General features: G+C 55.1%; 19 protein-coding genes. 14 read left to right on the plus strand and 5 right to left on the minus strand.

The annotated features are described in order from the left end of the window. Positions 1-12: 12 nt before the first annotated feature. From AC5Q5A_RS12270 to AC5Q5A_RS12300, 7 genes are all read left to right on the plus strand, one after another. Positions 13-1569 (plus strand): divergent polysaccharide deacetylase family protein, encoded by a 1557-nt coding sequence (locus tag AC5Q5A_RS12270; RefSeq protein ID WP_493895454.1) that lies wholly within the window; start codon positions 13-15, stop codon positions 1567-1569. 42 nt (positions 1570-1611) lie between these two features. After that, positions 1612-2139, plus strand: a complete 528-nt coding sequence (locus AC5Q5A_RS12275; protein WP_008889836.1) for an RNA pyrophosphohydrolase — start codon at positions 1612-1614, stop codon at positions 2137-2139. A 78-nt stretch (positions 2140-2217) separates the two neighbouring features. Beyond that, complete coding sequence (locus tag AC5Q5A_RS12280; protein WP_008889835.1) at positions 2218-2406, plus strand: hypothetical protein; 189 nt, start codon at positions 2218-2220, stop codon at positions 2404-2406. 121 nt (positions 2407-2527) lie between these two features. Further along, a complete protein-coding gene (locus tag AC5Q5A_RS12285) occupies positions 2528-3334 on the plus strand; it encodes a methyltransferase domain-containing protein (protein WP_064781168.1) in 807 nt (268 codons plus the stop codon). Positions 3335-3370: 36 nt separating this feature from the next. Next, positions 3371-4216: an alpha/beta fold hydrolase gene (locus tag AC5Q5A_RS12290; protein WP_493895455.1), complete on the plus strand. Its 846-nt coding sequence runs from the start codon at positions 3371-3373 to the stop codon at positions 4214-4216. Between the two features lie 217 nt (positions 4217-4433). Beyond that, positions 4434-5111 carry a hypothetical protein gene (locus AC5Q5A_RS12295; RefSeq protein WP_493895456.1) on the plus strand — a complete coding sequence of 226 codons (678 nt, stop codon included), beginning with the start codon at positions 4434-4436 and terminating at the stop codon, positions 5109-5111. Between the two features lie 117 nt (positions 5112-5228). Beyond that, entirely contained in the window at positions 5229-6215 is a 987-nt protein-coding gene (locus AC5Q5A_RS12300) for a squalene/phytoene synthase family protein (RefSeq protein ID WP_417836995.1), read from the plus strand. A 75-nt stretch (positions 6216-6290) separates the two neighbouring features. Here the strand turns inward: AC5Q5A_RS12300 and AC5Q5A_RS12305 are convergent, their stop codons facing one another. The 4 genes from AC5Q5A_RS12305 to AC5Q5A_RS12320 all read right to left on the minus strand — a co-directional run bounded on the left by AC5Q5A_RS12305 (position 6291) and on the right by AC5Q5A_RS12320 (position 9995). Next, a complete protein-coding gene (locus tag AC5Q5A_RS12305) occupies positions 6291-7487 on the minus strand; it encodes a phosphoglycerate kinase (RefSeq protein WP_493895457.1) in 1197 nt (398 codons plus the stop codon). A gap of 151 nt (positions 7488-7638) precedes the next feature. After that, positions 7639-8484 (minus strand): diaminopimelate epimerase, encoded by an 846-nt coding sequence (gene dapF / locus AC5Q5A_RS12310; RefSeq protein ID WP_417836997.1) that lies wholly within the window; start codon positions 8482-8484, stop codon positions 7639-7641. A 71-nt stretch (positions 8485-8555) separates the two neighbouring features. After that, on the minus strand, positions 8556-9218 hold the full coding sequence (locus AC5Q5A_RS12315) for a TVP38/TMEM64 family protein (protein WP_493895458.1): 663 nt from the start codon (positions 9216-9218) through the stop codon (positions 8556-8558). A 6-nt stretch (positions 9219-9224) separates the two neighbouring features. Then, positions 9225-9995 (minus strand): SDR family oxidoreductase, encoded by a 771-nt coding sequence (locus AC5Q5A_RS12320; RefSeq protein WP_493895459.1) that lies wholly within the window; start codon positions 9993-9995, stop codon positions 9225-9227. Between the two features lie 90 nt (positions 9996-10085). Here AC5Q5A_RS12320 and AC5Q5A_RS12325 point away from each other — a divergent pair, with 90 nt between their 5' ends. Next, on the plus strand, positions 10086-10670 hold the full coding sequence (locus AC5Q5A_RS12325; protein WP_493895460.1) for a Crp/Fnr family transcriptional regulator: 585 nt from the start codon (positions 10086-10088) through the stop codon (positions 10668-10670). Here AC5Q5A_RS12325 and AC5Q5A_RS12330 read toward each other — a convergent pair. Beyond that, positions 10634-11140, minus strand: a complete 507-nt coding sequence (locus AC5Q5A_RS12330) for a hypothetical protein (protein ID WP_493895461.1) — start codon at positions 11138-11140, stop codon at positions 10634-10636. The two genes, AC5Q5A_RS12325 and AC5Q5A_RS12330, sit on opposite strands and share 37 nt — an antisense overlap. 418 nt (positions 11141-11558) lie before the next feature. Here AC5Q5A_RS12330 and ccoN point away from each other — a divergent pair, with 418 nt between their 5' ends. From ccoN to AC5Q5A_RS12360, 6 genes are all read left to right on the plus strand, one after another. Next, positions 11559-13016 carry a cytochrome-c oxidase, cbb3-type subunit I gene (ccoN, locus tag AC5Q5A_RS12335; protein ID WP_008889827.1) on the plus strand — a complete coding sequence of 486 codons (1458 nt, stop codon included), beginning with the start codon at positions 11559-11561 and terminating at the stop codon, positions 13014-13016. A 14-nt stretch (positions 13017-13030) separates the two neighbouring features. Then, positions 13031-13762, plus strand: a complete 732-nt coding sequence (gene ccoO / locus AC5Q5A_RS12340) for a cytochrome-c oxidase, cbb3-type subunit II (protein WP_008889826.1) — start codon at positions 13031-13033, stop codon at positions 13760-13762. Between the two features lie 15 nt (positions 13763-13777). After that, complete coding sequence (locus AC5Q5A_RS12345) at positions 13778-13939, plus strand: cbb3-type cytochrome c oxidase subunit 3 (RefSeq protein ID WP_008889825.1); 162 nt, start codon at positions 13778-13780, stop codon at positions 13937-13939. A 15-nt stretch (positions 13940-13954) separates the two neighbouring features. Then, positions 13955-14827 carry a cytochrome-c oxidase, cbb3-type subunit III gene (ccoP, locus tag AC5Q5A_RS12350; protein ID WP_064781177.1) on the plus strand — a complete coding sequence of 291 codons (873 nt, stop codon included), beginning with the start codon at positions 13955-13957 and terminating at the stop codon, positions 14825-14827. A gap of 313 nt (positions 14828-15140) precedes the next feature. Continuing rightward, positions 15141-16646, plus strand: coding sequence for a cytochrome c oxidase accessory protein CcoG (gene ccoG, locus AC5Q5A_RS12355; RefSeq protein ID WP_493895462.1), 1506 nt, complete (start codon positions 15141-15143; stop codon positions 16644-16646). A 32-nt stretch (positions 16647-16678) separates the two neighbouring features. After that, on the plus strand, positions 16679-17197 hold the full coding sequence (locus AC5Q5A_RS12360; protein ID WP_008889822.1) for a FixH family protein: 519 nt from the start codon (positions 16679-16681) through the stop codon (positions 17195-17197). The last annotated feature ends 10 nt before the right edge of the window (positions 17198-17207 follow it).

A 17207-nucleotide genomic window follows, 5' to 3' on the forward strand; every position in this document is an offset into this window, starting at 1 on the left:
ATCCTAAATTCCTTGCCGTTCCGAAAGAAAAAGAACGGTGACATCGACGAGGACATGGCCAGTGATTTGGCCGACGACCTTGGCGACGGGATGACTGACGCCGACGACGATGAAGACAACGTCAATCTCGATGACCTTCCCTTTAATGAACTGCCGATCGAAGTGCAGTTCAAACGAATGCCAAAGCGGCCAAAATCACGGCGCAGCTGGCTTTCGAAACTGCTGATTATTACCCTGTTCCTGTCGCCGTTTTGCGCAACTGCGGTCGCGATGATCCCTGTGCTTGATCCGGAAACCGGCTGGCGGCTGTTTCATGCTGGCGGGCCGGAAGCCACGATCACGGTTCCGGGCACCGAACGCGAACTGCAAGAAGAAATCGCGCGCGGCGTTAAGGACATTCAGGATCGCGATCGCGCCGCGATGGAGGCCGCCAATGGTGCAAATGGCCAAGGCCAGTCGGCCGAAGACATTGCCGGCAACCTTGATGGCGTTTCCGACCTGATCGGAACACCGGGGGCAACCGATGGCACCGGTGATGGGGCCCCGACACCAGAAGAACTCGCCGCCCTGATCGAGGAAGAAGGATCGTTTGACGAACCGATCGAACCCGATCCCTTGCGCCCGGCCCCCTTGCCCGGTCTTGACGAGGAAGGCAGTTTTGGCCGCATCCCGCGCATCGGCGATGATGGCACCACGCCGTTTGAAGCCTACAAACGCCCGTTCGAACTGCCCGAAGGTACCCCGGTTGTCGCCGTCATGCTGACCGGTGTTGGCCTGAACGAAGAGCGCACCGACGCGGCCATCAATGATCTGCCGCTTAACATTTCACTGGCAATTTCGCCCTATGCCCGCGATCTGCAAACGGTTGCCCGCGAAGCACGCGCCATGGGCCACGAGGTTTTCCTCGAACTTCCGATGGAGCCGGCGGACTTCCCGCTGTCAGACCCCGGACCGCGCGCACTTTTGACATCCCTGTCAGAGGGTGAAAACCTTGTCCGGCTGGAATGGTTGTTGGCCCGTTTCCCCGGCTATGCCGGTCTTGTCAGCCGTCAGGGATCGAAATTCGGAAGCTTGGACAGCGCCATTCGCCCGGTGATCGAATTCATTTCGCGTACTGGCCTTATGTATGTCGAAGGCACCGGAAGCGGTGTCGCCAGCTATGGCGCGCAATTGGCGGCAAACGATGGAACACCGAATGCGATCAGCAATGTCATCATCGATGACACACCAAGCCGCCGCCACATCGACAGGCGGCTGGCCGAACTGGTCGAGATCGCCAAACGCAATGGCGTTGCCGTCGGGATTGCGCAATCCTATCCGGTGACGATCCAGCGACTGCGCAACTGGGCCTTCCGCCTGAAACGTCAGGGCGTTGTTCTGGTCCCGGTCAGTGCCGTATCAGGCCAGCAGGTCACGCCGCAATCTGCCGACGAGGCAGAGGCCGCCCGCCTTGAAGCCGAGGAACGCGAACGTGAGGTCATGGCCGAACAGGCAGAGCAGGAAGAAGCACTTTCTGAACCTGCCGGTCCGGCGGAGCCCGACGAACCCGCCAACACAATCGAGAACTAATGACAGATGCCGGTACCCCGGCTCTGTCAGTCAGGAGCAGTCATGGCAAAGAAGTCCGACACCCCGAACGCAGACAAAGTCACGGCAGATGATCTTCCTTATCGGCCATGCGTCGGTATTGCCCTGTTTAATGCAGACGGATTGGTCTGGATGGGGAACCGTTTCGGGTTTGAAGGCGCCTGGCAACTGCCGCAAGGCGGCATTGATGACGGCGAAACGCCGATTGAGGCCGCCATGCGCGAACTCAAGGAAGAAATCGGCACCGACAAGGCCGAAATCATTTCCGAAACACCGAACTGGCTGACCTATGACCTGCCCGAACACCTGATCGGCAAGGCCTTCAAGGGCAAGTATCGCGGCCAGAAACAGAAATGGTTCGCCATGCGCTTTACCGGCAAGGACAAACACATCAACATTGATGTCCCGGATCCGGAATTTGACAGCTGGCGCTGGAACGATCTGGCAACCCTGCCAGACCTTATCGTACCGTTCAAAAGGCCGGTTTATTTACAAATTGCCGCCGAGTTTCATGACATACCGCAAAGAATTCGCGAAAAGGGTCAGGCATAAGACGATGTTTGCGGTTTGATCGCAGTACAGTTTTCGATAAATTTGAATAACAAACATTCGGCTTAGAGGAGTTCAAACATGGGTATGGATCGGTTGATCTTTGGTGTTCTGACCATCGTGGTCGGTCTTTTCGGCCTGTTTTACGCGTCAGGTTCACAGGACGGTTATTCCTACTTCGTCGGACTTGCGATGTTCATTGGTGCCGTGCTGTTCATGTTCCATCTGATCAAGGGCCATTATGACCAGCTCGAAGCGTCCGATCACTGATCGCTGCGTTTGACGTATCATCGGATTTCTGCGCCCCAACCTCTGGTCTGGGGCGCTTGTTTTTGGCGGCACCTCTCCTCGATGCTTCAAATGACATCCGAAACGCGATAAGACTTTCCCCATGAGCAATACACACTGGGATCCTGCCCGTTACGGTTTGTTTGGCAATGAACGCCTGCGACCGGCCATAGATCTGATTTCGCGTTTGCCCAAACCGGCAAGCGGGTTTTCACCCCGTCATATTGTCGACCTGGGCTGTGGCCCGGGTTCGGTAACAGCCATACTTGCCGATGCATATGGCTCAAGCGATCCTGACGGACCGCGTATCACGGGCGTTGATTCGTCTGACGAGATGCTTGAAACCGCGCGCAAGCGGGGTGAAAACATCACCTGGCAAAAGGCTGACATCGCCGACTGGCAACCGGACGCGCCAGTTGATCTGCTGTTTTCCAATGCGGCCCTGCACTGGGTGCCCGATCACTCAAAGCTGTTTCCACGCCTTCTTGAACATCTTCGCCCCGGCGGCATTATCGCCATTCAGGTGCCCAACAATTTCCTGGCACCCAGCCACCAGTTGATCGGCGAAGCCGGGATGGACTGGCGCAAGGAAGTGGCAACCGCGATGCACGCGGCCCGCATCATGCGCCCGGGTGATTATTTCGATGTGCTGACACCTGCATGTGATGAAGTCGACCTTTGGCAAACCCAGTATTGCCACGTGCTGACCGGGCCTGACGCGGTCTATAACTGGACCAGTTCAACCATCCTGCGACCGGTCATGGATGCCCTGCCCGATGATGAAGCGCGCGCAAAATTCACTGCGAAATACAAGGAACGGCTTAATCAGGTCTATCCGTCACGCGATGACGGACGTACCCTGTTTCCGTTCAATCGCCTATTCATGATCGCCCGCAAGAAGTCCGCCTGACAACCCGAACAAGACATCCCTGACAAGGAGCACCCCATGGCCGATTTTCGCGAACATTTCGTCAAATGCTGTGGCTATGAAGTCCATGTCAGGGCGTGGGGCGATCCGGCCAATCGACCGCTTCTGATGATGCATGGGCTTGCCCGTCTGGCCGATGACTTTGATCATGTAGCACCCCATTTCACCGACAAATACTATGTGCTGTGTCCTTCGATGATCGGGCGTGGTTTTTCCGGCTGGGCCAGCGATCCGGACACGGAATACACCGTGCCCTTCTATGTTGCGCAGATGTTTGAACTGCTCGATCATTTCAACATTGATACCTGCGACTGGATCGGCACATCCATGGGTGGGTTGATTGGTCTTTATGCCACAACCGAAGTTGCCGGACGCATCGAACGGCTGGTGCTTAATGATATTGGCCCCGAACTTGATCCTGCCGCGGTTGCCCGCATCAAATCCTATGTCGGGGCCGCACCTGAATTTCAAACAATTGACGAAGTCGAACAGCTCGTCCGGCTTGTTTATGCATCCTTCGGGGTGGCTGATGACGCCACCTGGGCGTTTTTGGCATCCCGATCCGTCCGCCGTCTGCCGAACGGTAATTTCATGATGCATTACGACCCGCAAGTGATGCGGGTCTTCGCCGAACATATTGATAACTTTGATGCCTGGGCCGAATTTGAAGCCCTGCCCTGCCCGGTCATGCTGATCAGCGGCGAACAGTCTGACCTGATCCCGAAATCCATCGTCGATAAAATGAAACAGAAAAAACCACAAATGCCGGTTTTTGCAGTGGCGAACTGCGGGCACGCACCCCACTTAAATGATAAAGCGCAAATCGACGCAATTCGGGACTTTCTGAGCACGAGCACATCCTGACCGGCAATCCCCGGTAAATCGCAGGATCAAGTCACGCCTGAAAACCCCGTCCGTCAAGAACCCGAAGAAGTTTGCTACGCGCCGAGAACGCAGCAAGGGTTCAACGGTTGTTGGTTGGGACCGACAAAATCAAACCATTCAAGCGTCCGGCAAAGGACGCCGTCTGGCTGTTGCCTCGATTGCTGTGGTTATTTGATCACCTGTGGGCACAGGCGACATGAAAAAGCTGCATTGGCCAAATTGGGCAAAAAGACACCGGATATGGATATTTCTGACGGCTTTGCTGCATGCGGGTCTGGTTCAGAACCCCCCGGCTTTTGCCCAATCGCTTCAAACTGAACCAACATCGCAAACCGGCGTCACGTTGATCCCGGGCGGCAGCGCATTTGGCCCCGGCGGCATTTCATCCTCAAACCCAACCGGCTTTGATCGCAGCTTTACCCCGTCGGCGCGCTATGGCCTGACGCTTGGTCCTGATGCAACAGATCCTCACAATCCGGCACAGTACTGGCTTGAATTTGGTGGCACACCGCGTTCTGATCACGGCATGAATGCGCAAATCGGCTTTGGCTATTCACCGTCCCCTGATGTTGGTTTTACCGTCGGACCGTTCGTTGATCTTGATGCCGCGACACCGGGCAATTTTGGTGTTTACCAGACCGATGCATTCGGTATGCAACATCGTGCGCGTCCAAGGTTCGGTTTTACCGGCACAGGCTTGACCAACGATGCCGGACTTGCCGGCTCACTATCCTACATGCCGCTCGAAGATATCTGGATCGGTCTGCATGGCTCGGTTTCACGTGATTTGACCACAACGAGCCCCAGTGACGGTCTACTTGATGGCATTGATGCCATGTTGGGGCTGACGGCCAGATACCGGATCCAGTTCTGATCATGCAATTGCGCACCGGATGCCAACGCCCCTGACAATTCCCAATTCGGATGTTGCGCAGCGCTGGCAGTGCTGTATGACTGTTTGAAAGCAAACCAACGGGACATCCAGACACGCATGAGCCATTCGCTCCCTCCTGAACACGCTGTACTTGGACCACCATTCGATGCCTGCAACGAACTGGCAGCTGCAAAGAATGCCAATCTGTATCGTGCCGCAATGCGCCTTTCGCCTGAACGGCAGCGTTTCTTTCTGGCAGCCTATGCCTCGATGCGTGTGATCGACGATATCGTCGATGACGGGTTCCTTGAACTTCCCGATGCAGAGCGCGATGCCCAACGCGAATTTGTCCTGCAAACCATTCATCAATGGCAAGCACAGGTCATCGCCGCCAAGGCAGATTTGGATAATCCGTTGCCCGAAAACGGCCCTTTGTCAACCGAGGTCTATCAGGCCCTGCGCCTGACCTTGGGACGCAGCGACCTTCCCGCAGATCCATGGATCGAACTGGCTGACGCGCTTCATCGTGACATCGCCGAAGAACCGATGGACGAATGGGAAGATTTTATCGCCTATTGCGAAGGGGCAACCGCGGCACCGGCATCGATTTTTGTTTATCTGTTGTCGGCCCGATATGACGCAGAGATCGGCTACACTTCGCCACTGACCAACCCGCCGCTCTATCACGCGCGGGACATGGCGATTTTTTGCTATATCATCCACATCCTGCGCGACCTGCCCGAAGACATCAAAGGTCCCGACCGCCTTGTCACCATCCCCTCAGAAGTCCTGATTGCTGCCGACATCACCCTTGGTGAAATCCGCAATGCCATCGGCCAAGGCAAATATGGTGATCTCGATTATCTCGGTAAAATCCTGCTAGAACATGCCTGGGAGCATTTCGAAACCGGGCAAGCCAGATCGGGTGAATTGCTGTCGGTTCTGGATACGGACGAGGCCGATACCTTATCGCGCCTGTTCACCGTCTATATCGAACTGGGCGGAGCCATGATGGAAAACGGCTACGCAGGATTCCTGACCGAACGCGATGAAATCATGCAAAGCACGGCCCAAAACAGCCTGCCTGACGTCAAAAAGGACTAGGCTTCCAAAGCGCGCCGCAAAGAAAAACCCCGCCAATTTGGCGGGGTTTGTTGTTTTGTGCCCAAGCCAAATGGCTTAGCTGGCGCGAAGGGCCGCCACCCCCGGAAGTGTCTTGCCTTCCAGCCATTCCAGGAACGCACCACCCGCGGTCGAGACATAGGAAAATGCCTGATCAGAATCGGCATGACGCAGGGCCGCGACCGTGTCACCACCACCTGCAACCGACAGAAGTTTGCCGGCCTTGGTCAGTTCTGCTGCATGCTGGGCAACCGAAACGGTTGCAGTGTCAAACGGGGTAATTTCAAACGCACCCAACGGGCCGTTCCAGACCAGCGTTTCACAAGTCTCAAGACGCTTGTTCAGGTCTTCGATGGTTGCAGGACCGGCATCAAGGATCATGCCATCGGCAGCTACGTCATTGATGTCACAAACATCATGCGGCGCATTGGCGGCAAATTCCTTGGCCACCAGACCATCGACCGGCAGGACGATTTCGCAATTGGCAGCTTCGGCCTTTTTGAAAATCTCGCGCGCGGTATCAAGCAGGTCATGCTCGCACAGGGACTTGCCAACATTGACACCCTTGGCTGCCAGGAAAGTGTTGGCCATGCCACCGCCAATCACCAGTTGATCGACCTTGGCAACGAGATTGCCCAGAAGATCAAGCTTGGTGGAAATCTTTGCACCGCCAACAATCGCCATAACCGGATGCTTGGGTGCCTCAAGCGCATTGCCAAGCGCTTCAAGCTCAGCCTGCATCAATCGACCGGCATAGGCCGGAAGCGCGCGTGCCAGCCCCTCGGTCGAGGCATGTGCACGGTGCGCACAGGAAAACGCGTCATTGACATACATATCGCCAAGCTTTGCCAGCTCAGCAACAAAGGCCGGGTCGTTCTTTTCTTCTTCGGCGTGGTAACGCAGGTTTTCCAGAAGGGCGATTTCGCCGTCTTTCAGGCTGTTGACCACGCTTTCCGCTGCATCACCGATGCAATCATCCGCAAACTTCACCGGACGGCCAAGCTGCTTGGCAAGGGCATCGGCAACCGGTTTCAGGCTCATTTCCGGGACGCGTGCACCTTTTGGACGACCGAAATGTGTAATCACCACCAATTTCGCCCCGGCATCCGCCAGTTCGATCAGGCCCGGTACGGTGCGGTCGATACGAGTCGTATCGCCAACAACACCATCCTTCATCGGAACGTTAAGATCAGCGCGCAGCAAAACGCGCTTGCCAGCGACATTGACACCGTCAAGCGTATTGAAGTCAGCCATTATCTGAACCTGCTTTTGAGTTTCACAAAAGACGGGATTGGGTGTCCCGACATGGATTGAACCAAATCCTGATGCGCCTTGTTTTGCCCGATCAACTCACCCGACGCAAGGCCAGATCAAACCGGTCAAAAAACCAATCAGGAAAACCTGATCAATGGTTTCCCAGAAGGGACGCGTGCAAAAAGCCAGAAAAACTGGTCGCGACCGGGCCGGTCATCAACACGTGATCGTCAGGCAGCCATTCAATGGTCAGTGGCCCGCCATCAAGGATCACTTCGACCTTGCGACCGGTCAGGCCGCGGCGTGCCGCCGCAACACCAGCCGCACAGGCGCCCGTCCCACACGCACGGGTCACGCCGACACCACGTTCCCAAACACGCATACGGATCTTGTTTTCATCAATGATGCTGCAAACTTCGATATTGGCGCGTTCCGGGAACATTTCGTGATGTTCAAGCACCGGGCCGAATTTCTCGATATCAATGGACTCGGCATCATCAACAAAGAAAACACCATGCGGATTGCCGACATTGACACCCACTGCATCCGAAAGCGGGCCGAGTGAAAGCGGAATATGGTTGGTATCGACCGCCTCGGCCAGCGGAATATCACGCCAATCGAGTTTGACCTGCCCCATATCAACCGTAACACGGCCATCGGCCAAGCCATTGGCATCCAGCAAACCGACAACGGTTTCAATGATTACGTCTTTGCGGCCAAGTTCGCCCATGACGATGTTGGCCACACAGCGGGTCGCATTGCCACACGCCTGAACCTCGCCGCCATCATTGTTGCGAATGCGCATGAAGGCATCGGCCAAATCATCGCGGGCCGGTTCGATGACGATCAACTGATCACAACCGACCCCGGTTTTGCGATCGGCAATACGGGCAGCGGTCGCGTCATCAAGATCAAGCACAGCGGGATCGCGTCGTCCGTCAAAGACAACGAAATCATTTCCCAAACCATGCATTTTGACAAAAGGAATACCGTTCATACCCGCCTTATAGTCGTGATTCCAAAGCACGTCCATATGTGGGTTATTCACAGTCTGGCGCAACCACTCCATCAAACCCGGCGATGCGACCGTCTGTGATGACGGATCAGGAAAAACCAGCACAACCACATGACAACCGAAACTGTCGCAGCCCCCCAAATGGCGGGCATCGGATCGGCGGCCGAACTTTGCGCGCCGAGCCAGGCACACACAATCACATAGGGAACCGTGCCGATCAGATAGCCAAAGCCGAACTTCACAAAACGCATCCGGGTTACACCGGCCAGACAGCATGACACTTCGGGCAGGATCGGCATTGCACGGCAAATCATCAAGACAACCAGGCCATAGCGTGAAAAGACCTCCTCCATCTCGCCTAGACGTTCTTCATCGGAAATGATTCGACGCAGAACCGAACGGCCAAATTTCGTGCTGATCCCATATCCCATCGCACCAGCGGTGATCATACCGGTTGCCGCTGCCAATGCGCCGCCAAGCGGCCCCAGGAAATATCCCGCCAACACGGTGAGGGTCATGGTCGGCACAGCAATGAACAAATCCGCCACTAGAAGCGCAATGACAATCGTTGCGACAAGCCACGCATCAATTTGCTCGGCATATTCCAGCCAGCGCACGACATCATCGCGTTGTAGAAGCCCGGTTGCGATCAATATCCCGAAGGTCGCCGCAAAGCAGGTCGCAAGCACCAATCCGGTTTTCAGAAGATCTTTCATGATTGCCTACCCCTTGCGCAAAATTGATTTCATCAGAGACGGCGACAACCGGGTGACCACCGGGATCAACCGTGCCTTGCCGACATAGATTTCATCCTGCCCGGCAAGAATGCCGTCATGGATGGCAAGTGCGGCCTGCTGTGCGGGGATCTTGGCAATGTCACGGCTTGCGGTCATGGGGGTGTCGACCACCGGCAAGAAAACCTCGCTGATGGCAATCGGCAGGTCTGCGGCAACAAGCTGGTAACGCAGGCTTTGCGAAAAGCTGTGAAGCGCAGCTTTGCTGGCGCAATAGATCGCACTGCCCGTCTTGGGGAAAAAGGCCAGCCCGGATGATACATTGACGATGCGACTCCAGACCCCGGTCCGTTGCGGTGTGCCGGTATGGCCCTGTTCAGTCCAACCCTTGATCACCGCATGACATATGCGGATGGGCGCCTGCAGGTTAATCGCAATTTCCCGATCCGCCAAAGACGCGCTGAATTCCACATCTGTCAAAACGCCCCTTTCCTGCACGGCGGCGTTATTGATCACAAGGTCAAGGCGTGGAACATCGCGCAAAATATCGGCCATCATCGCATCAACGGATGCAGGATGCGCCAGATCTGCGCACACGGTTTGCAAACCCGGATAGTGGTCTTTCAGGTCATGAAGCTTCACCTCGGATCGGCCATGCGCAATCACTTTAAAACCCTGCGCATGATAAATGCCCAGCAATTCGCGTCCGATTCCCGATGTTGCGCCGGTAATAAGGACAGTTCCTGATTCTGTGTTCATATTGGCTTCCCATCCGCGTAGTCTGGAGTTCAGATCAGCGACAGTTGGCCATTACGCAGTGGGACTGGCATTAACCTGGGTTTATTGGGCATGAACATTTACGATTTGATCGAACAGCTCAGGGCTGATCCGGATCTGGCACCAAAGATACGGACCACAACCCATGCCAAAGGCAGCCAGATCATCAAACAGGGTGAGGTTTGCGGCGATGTGATCTTTCTGCGCAAAGGCCTTGCACAGATGTCCTATGTCACATTCGAGGGCAAGGAATGGATCAAGAGCTTCTTTGCGGAAAATGCGATCATGGGAGCAAGGCGCTGCCAAATCCTGGGCGAGCCCAGCCACTTCGCCATCACATGTCTTGAGGACTGCCAAATTACCGCTGTGCCCTATGACGGCTTGCGCAAACTTGCCGCGCGTGCACCCGACCTGATGGCGATCTTTTTTGATTTCAACGAACAGGTCAGCATGCGCAAGGAAAAGCGCGAATACGAATTCCTGTGCCTGTCCGCCCAGGATCGATATCAGGGATTTCTTGAAGATTACGCCCATATTGTCCCGCGCCTGACACAGGCACAGATCGCAAGCTTTATCGGCATAACGCCAATTGCACTGTCACGCATCCGAAAAAGGATAAATCAGGCAGAAAGCCGCGGGGTTGTCGGCGCACAATAGCGCACCTTGCTTGGCGCATAACCGGCCCGGGAAAAATAGGCCCTGAGACGTTCATCCGGTTCACCAAGCGAGACATAGACATTGCTGCACGCATGCACGCGGGCAAGTCGGCTCATGGCGTCTCGCATCGCATCAAGGACATAGTCGCCCGACACGATTTCAACCGCCATCACGTTGTCGACATGCAAGACAACGCCATCGGTCATGTCATCGCGGACATAATACGAAAACAGTCCATGGATATAGCCGCGCTCGTTGGCGATCACGATGATGCCGCGCTCACGCTGCCAGAGGATGTCATCAGCGTCGGTGCCTGCACCAACGGACTCCTTGTTAACCGGCATGCAATACTGATCGACGAATGCACGCCAACGGTCAAAAGACATGTCGACTTTCAACATCTGAACCAGCGGATATGTCATATCCGCTGTCTGTGCTGTAAGTGGAAGTGACTTATAGGCTTCTGACATGATCCTGCCCTCTGGAATTTAGCAGATCATGCCGCAAATAAATCGGCCCCACCTTGATGTGTATCAACACCTTTTGAGGGTTTGGCGCGCATAAACACAGCCAGTACAGAAGTACCCAGCCGAAGGGCCAATACGTTTCCGCCGATTGAATTTCTGACGGGTTTGCAAGCCGAGATTGACGTAGGTCAATGGCTTTTGGATGAACTGTCCGCATACTCGCCGAACGAATTGGGAAACCTCGCCCGGAATAACGCGCCCTGACTTTCAGACAAGGTGCATTTTGGGTGGGGCTTTTTGTGCAGGTGGACCGAAGATCAAGAAGGTCGTCGGTTCATCGGGACTATTGAAACTGCCCGAGAGGGTTTTGGGCAGTTCACCCGACCACCTTGAACGGGAGTCAAGCATGAGCCAGGGGAGCATGGCACAGGCAGCATCGCCTTCAGTTGCTGTCAATTATAATATGGACGTTGTGCGCTGGGCCGCACTTGCGACCGTATTTTGGGGAGTAGTCGGATTTTTGGTGGGCGATGTCATTGCATGGCAGCTCGCATTTCCGGTTCTCAATTTTGATACAGAATTTCTGAACTTCGGACGCCTGCGTCCGCTGCACACCTCGGCAGTGATCTTTGCCTTTGGCGGTAACGCGCTCCTGGCAACGTCATTCTATGTCGTGCAGCGTACCTGCCGCGCACCGCTTTATGGCGGCCGCGCACTTCCGGCGTTCGTGTTCTGGGGGTACCAGCTGTTCATCGTGATGGCGGCCATCGGTTATGTTACCGGTGTGACCCAGGGTCGTGAATATGCCGAACCGGAATGGTTCGTTGATATCTGGATCACGATCGTCTGGGTTTGCTATCTGGCAATGTTTGTCGGCACCCTTTTGAAACGTACCGAGCCGCACATTTACGTCGCGAACTGGTTCTATCTGGCCTTTATCGTGACCATTGCGATGCTCCATCTTGGCAACAACCTTGCCATTCCGGTCTCGTTCATGGGCACGAAGTCCTATTCGATGTTCTCTGGCGTGCAGGATGCATTGACCCAGTGGTGGTACGGCCATAACGCTGTGGGCTTCTTCCTGACGGCTGGCTTCCTCGGCATGATGTACTACTTCATTCCGAAACGTGCCGAACGTCCGGTTTATTCCTATCGCCTGTCGATCATCCACTTCTGGGCGCTGATCTTCCTGTATATCTGGGCTGGTCCGCACCACCTGCACTACACCGCACTTCCTGACTGGGCACAGACCCTTGGCATGACCTTCTCGATCATGCTGTGGATGCCGTCATGGGGCGGGATGATCAACGGTCTGATGACGCTTTCGGGCGCCTGGGACAAACTGCGCACGGATCCGGTTCTGCGCTTCATGGTCGCGGCTGTCGGTTTCTACGGCATGTCGACCTTCGAAGGCCCGGTCATGTCGATCAAGGCAGTTAACGGTCTTTCGCATTATACCGACTGGACCATTGGTCACGTGCATTCCGGTGCGCTTGGCTGGGTTGCCTTCGTATCGTTCGGTGCAATCTACTTCCTGATCCCGGTCCTTTGGCACCGTGAACGCCTGTATTCGATGCGCCTTGTGGCTCATCACTTCTGGCTCGGCACCATCGGGATCGTTCTTTACATCACCTCGATGTGGGTTTCGGGGATCATGCAGGGCCTGATGTGGCGCGCCTATGACGACCTTGGCTTCTTGCAGTATTCCTTCATCGAAACTGTCGAGGCAATGCATCCCTACTACATCATTCGTGCAACTGGTGGCCTGCTGTTCTTGCTGGGTTCGCTGCTGATGGTCTGGAACATCTACAAGACCATCAAGGGTGACCTCCGTAACGAAGCACCAATCGGTACACCTGCACCCGTTGCAGCCGAATAAGGGGGGAACCAGAGATGCTTCTTAAAAAACACCATATCGTAGAAAAGAACGTCTTCTTTCTGATCCTTGGTATTTTCCTGACCATCATCATCGGCGGTATCGTTGAAATTGTACCGTTGTTCACGATGGAGCAGACCATTGAGAAAGTGGAAGGTGTCCGTCCCTATTCGCCACTCGAACAGGCCGGTCGTAACATCTATCTCCGCGAAGGTTGCTATAACTGCCATTCCCAGCAGATCCGTCCGTTCCGTGACGAGGTCGAACGTTATGGCCATTACAGCCTTGCAGCAGAGTCGATGTATGACCATCCGTTCCAGTGGGGGTCAAAACGAACCGGTCCGGATCTGGCACGTGTCGGCGGAAAATATTCCAACGCATGGCATGTGGCCCACCTGATTGACCCGCGCGCTGTTGTGCCGGAATCGATCATGCCGGGTTATCCGTTCCTGGCGGAACGCAAACTGAATTTCGACGACGCTCAGGCACATCTCGAGACCCTCAAGATGGTAGGTGTCCCCTACACAGACGAGATGATCGAGGCAGCCAAGGCAGACCTGTATCTGCAGGCCAGCGAGGATGCGGCCTATGACGATGATTTCCTCGCGCGCTATCCGAATGCGGCAACAGGTGACTTTGACGGCAACCCGGCAGAACTGACCGAAATGGATGCGCTTGTCGCATACCTGCAGGTCCTGGGCCGGATGGTCGACTTCACCACCTACAACCCGCAGATGAACCTGCGCTAATGCAAGGGGATCGTCATGGAATTCTTTACGCAACTCGCTGACTTTTTCCGCCCTCTGTGGGGTCTGTGGCTGATGCTGCTGTTCGGCGCGATTATTGCCTGGGTCATGTGGCCAAGCAAAAAGCGCAACAAGGACATGGAATCGCATGCGCAGATCCCCTTCCGGGATCAGGATTGAGGGGAGAACAGAGCAATGTCGACAAAAGTCGAGAAAGATCAGGTATCGGGCACAGATACCACCGGTCATGAATGGGATGGCATCAAGGAACTGAATACTCCGCTGCCGTCCTGGTGGGTCTATGTCTTCTGGATCACCGTCATCTGGTCAGTTGGTTATTGGGTGGTTTACCCGTCCTGGCCGACTGCCAATGACTACCTCAAAGGTATGTTTGGCACCACCAACCGTACCGAACTGCACGAAACCATGGCCAGTGTTGCGGCCGAACGTGCACCTTACATGGAACGTCTGGCTGCCCTGGATGTATCGGAAATCGCCAATGACAGCGAACTTCTGAACTTCTCCATGGCTGGCGGCAAGGCCGTTTTCGCCGATAACTGCGCACCGTGCCATGGCACCGGTGGTTCGGGTAACCCGGGCTTCCCGTCGCTTCAGGACGATGCGTGGCTTTGGGGCGGGACGCTTGATGCCATCAACCAGACACTGCATGTCGGTGTGCGCTGGGATGCCAATGAAGATACCCGCTTCAATGATATGCCGGCATTTGGGCGTGACGAACTGCTTGAACGCGACCAGATCGAAGATGTGGTTCAATATGTTCTGTCCTTCACGGACCGTGCAACTGACGCCGCTGCGGCCGATCGCGGTGCAGTCGTTTTTGAGGAAAATTGCGCTTCTTGCCACGGTGACGATGCCAAAGGCATTCAGGATCTCGGTGCACCGAACCTGACTGATGCCATCTGGCTCTATGGTGGTTCGAAAGAAACCATCACCGAAACGGTCATGAATTCCCGTCGCGGCGTCATGCCGGCATGGGAAGGCCGTCTGGACGAAGAAACCATCAAAATGCTGACGGTTTATGTCCACTCGCTCGGTGGCGGCCAGTAAGTCCGCATACGAAGTCCGCAGTCCAAGACAACTTTTCCAAAAAGGCCCGTGATTTGTAATCGCGGGCCTTTTTCTTTGCCGGGCAGCCCAGCCACAACAATTCATCCCAATATCGGCTAATAAATTGACATGTGTCATGGTGGACAAGCCGGGTCTCTCGTATTTTCTGCCTGAGATTTGAATAATTAGAGTTTGCTCTGCAAAGCTGCCAGAAACCCAAGTTCTCCTGACAGACCAACCTTCAAAGCGACTGGCGGGTTCGCCCCGCACAGAGAGCAGTCGCAAGGTTCAGAGCAACAACCAGGTAGCGAACATGGCCATGTCCACTTTGCAGCAACCAGATATCGAACCCAAAAACGTCCCGCACATCGTCGACGAAGGCGATTATGATGAAGTCCCGCTTTATAAAAAGCGCGACAAAGTCTATCCGAAGCGCGTCTCAGGACGTTTCCGGAACCTGAAGTGGTTTGCGCTGATTGCACTTCTGGCCATTTACTGGGTCGTGCCATGGCTGCGCTGGGACCGTGGGCCAAGCGCACCGGATCAGGCCGTTCTGATCGATATGGATCTGGGGCGTGCCTATTTCTTCTTCATCGAAATCTGGCCGCAGGAAGTCTATTACATCACCGGCATCCTGATCATGGCAGCCGTTGGGCTGTTTCTTGCAACGTCACTGTTCGGGCGTATCTGGTGCGGCTATGCCTGCCCGCAAACGGTGTGGACGGATCTGTTCATGCTGGTTGAACGCTATATTCAGGGTGACCGCAACGCCCGTGTCCGCCTCGACAAATCGAAATGGACGCTGGAAAAAATCTGGAAAATCAGTGCAACGCATCTGGCATGGATCGTCATTTCCATGGCGACCGGTGGTGCTTTTGTCCTTTATTTCCATGACGCCCCGTCCGTAATGGTCGATATCTTCACCGCCAACGCCACCTTTGGCACGTATGTCACCATCGCATTCCTGACGGGCTCGACCTACCTTCTGGCAGGCTGGGCACGTGAACAGGTTTGCACCTATATGTGCCCGTGGCCGCGCTTCCAGTCCGCCATGCTTGATGATGAAAGCATGATCGTCACCTATGAAAGCTGGCGCGGGGAAACGCGTGGTCCGATCAAACGTAAAAACCTTGTGCGCGGCGAAGTGCCCGAAACCGGTCACTGCATCGACTGCCACGCCTGCGTGAACGTTTGCCCGACCGGCATTGATATCCGCGATGGCCTGCAGCTTGAATGCATTGGCTGTGGGCTGTGCATCGATGCCTGCAACGAGATGATGGACAAGGTCGGCTTCCCGCGCGATCTGGTTCGGTTCGACTCGGTCCAGAACTCCCAGCTTCGTTCACAGGGCAAGGCGACCCGCGTGCGCATCATTCGCCCGCGCACCATCTTCTATTCATTGCTGCTGGTGATCATTGCCGTGGTCATGATGTTTGGTCTGGCCAACCGTTCGGTGCTTGAGCTCAATGTTCTGCGCGACCGCAACCCGCTGTTCGTCGCCCTGTCTGATGGTGACGTGCGCAACGGCTATACCCTTAAGGTTCTCAACAAGGAACAGGCAGAAAAAACCTATGTTCTGTCGCTTGAAGGGATTGACGCAACTGACTTCCAGATCATCGGCCTGACCCCGAACCAGGACGGCACCTATGATCTGGACGTGGCCCCGGACCGGGTCGGAAGTTTCCGTGTCTTTGTGGCAGCGGATCCCCAAACACTTGATGGTAAATCGACACCATTTGAATTCACGGTGACCGATAAGGAAACCGGCAATACCGAAACATATGATACAGTGTTCGCCGGTCCGGAAAACGACCGCTGATCGCAAAAGCGTTTCAGTTCAGGAGACAAGATATGGCAATGCAGATGACATCACCTTCCACAGATCAGAATGGCCCGCGCAAGTCGGATCGCTGGATTCCGTGGTATTTTGTCGGCGGCTTCGCCGTCATGCTGATTGCCAATATCTCGCTGATCACGTTTTCGATGACCAGTTGGAATGGCCTTGTGACCAAGCATGCCTTCGAAGAGGGCAACAATTATAACGCGGCCATTTCCGGTGCTGCCCGTCAGGAAGAACTGGGCTGGCGCAGCAAGCTTAGTGTCGATGGTGTCATTGATCAAAACGGCACCATCACCGTCCTGTTCCGCGACAAAGATTCCAACCCGATCACCGGGGCAAAGATGTCCATTGTGATGTCGCGGGCAGATCGTGATGATCTTGATACCACCATCGCGATGGCCGAAATCGCACCGGGTGAATATCGTGCAAGTGCTGCCTTCCCGGTTTATGGTCGTTGGCAATTGCGCACCATCGCCAACGCGATGGGGGATGATTATCAAACTGTCGAGTATGTCGTCGTAAATCCATGAACGTCGCCCT

The sequence above is a fragment of the Thalassospira sp. CA1 genome (assembly GCF_059052855.1).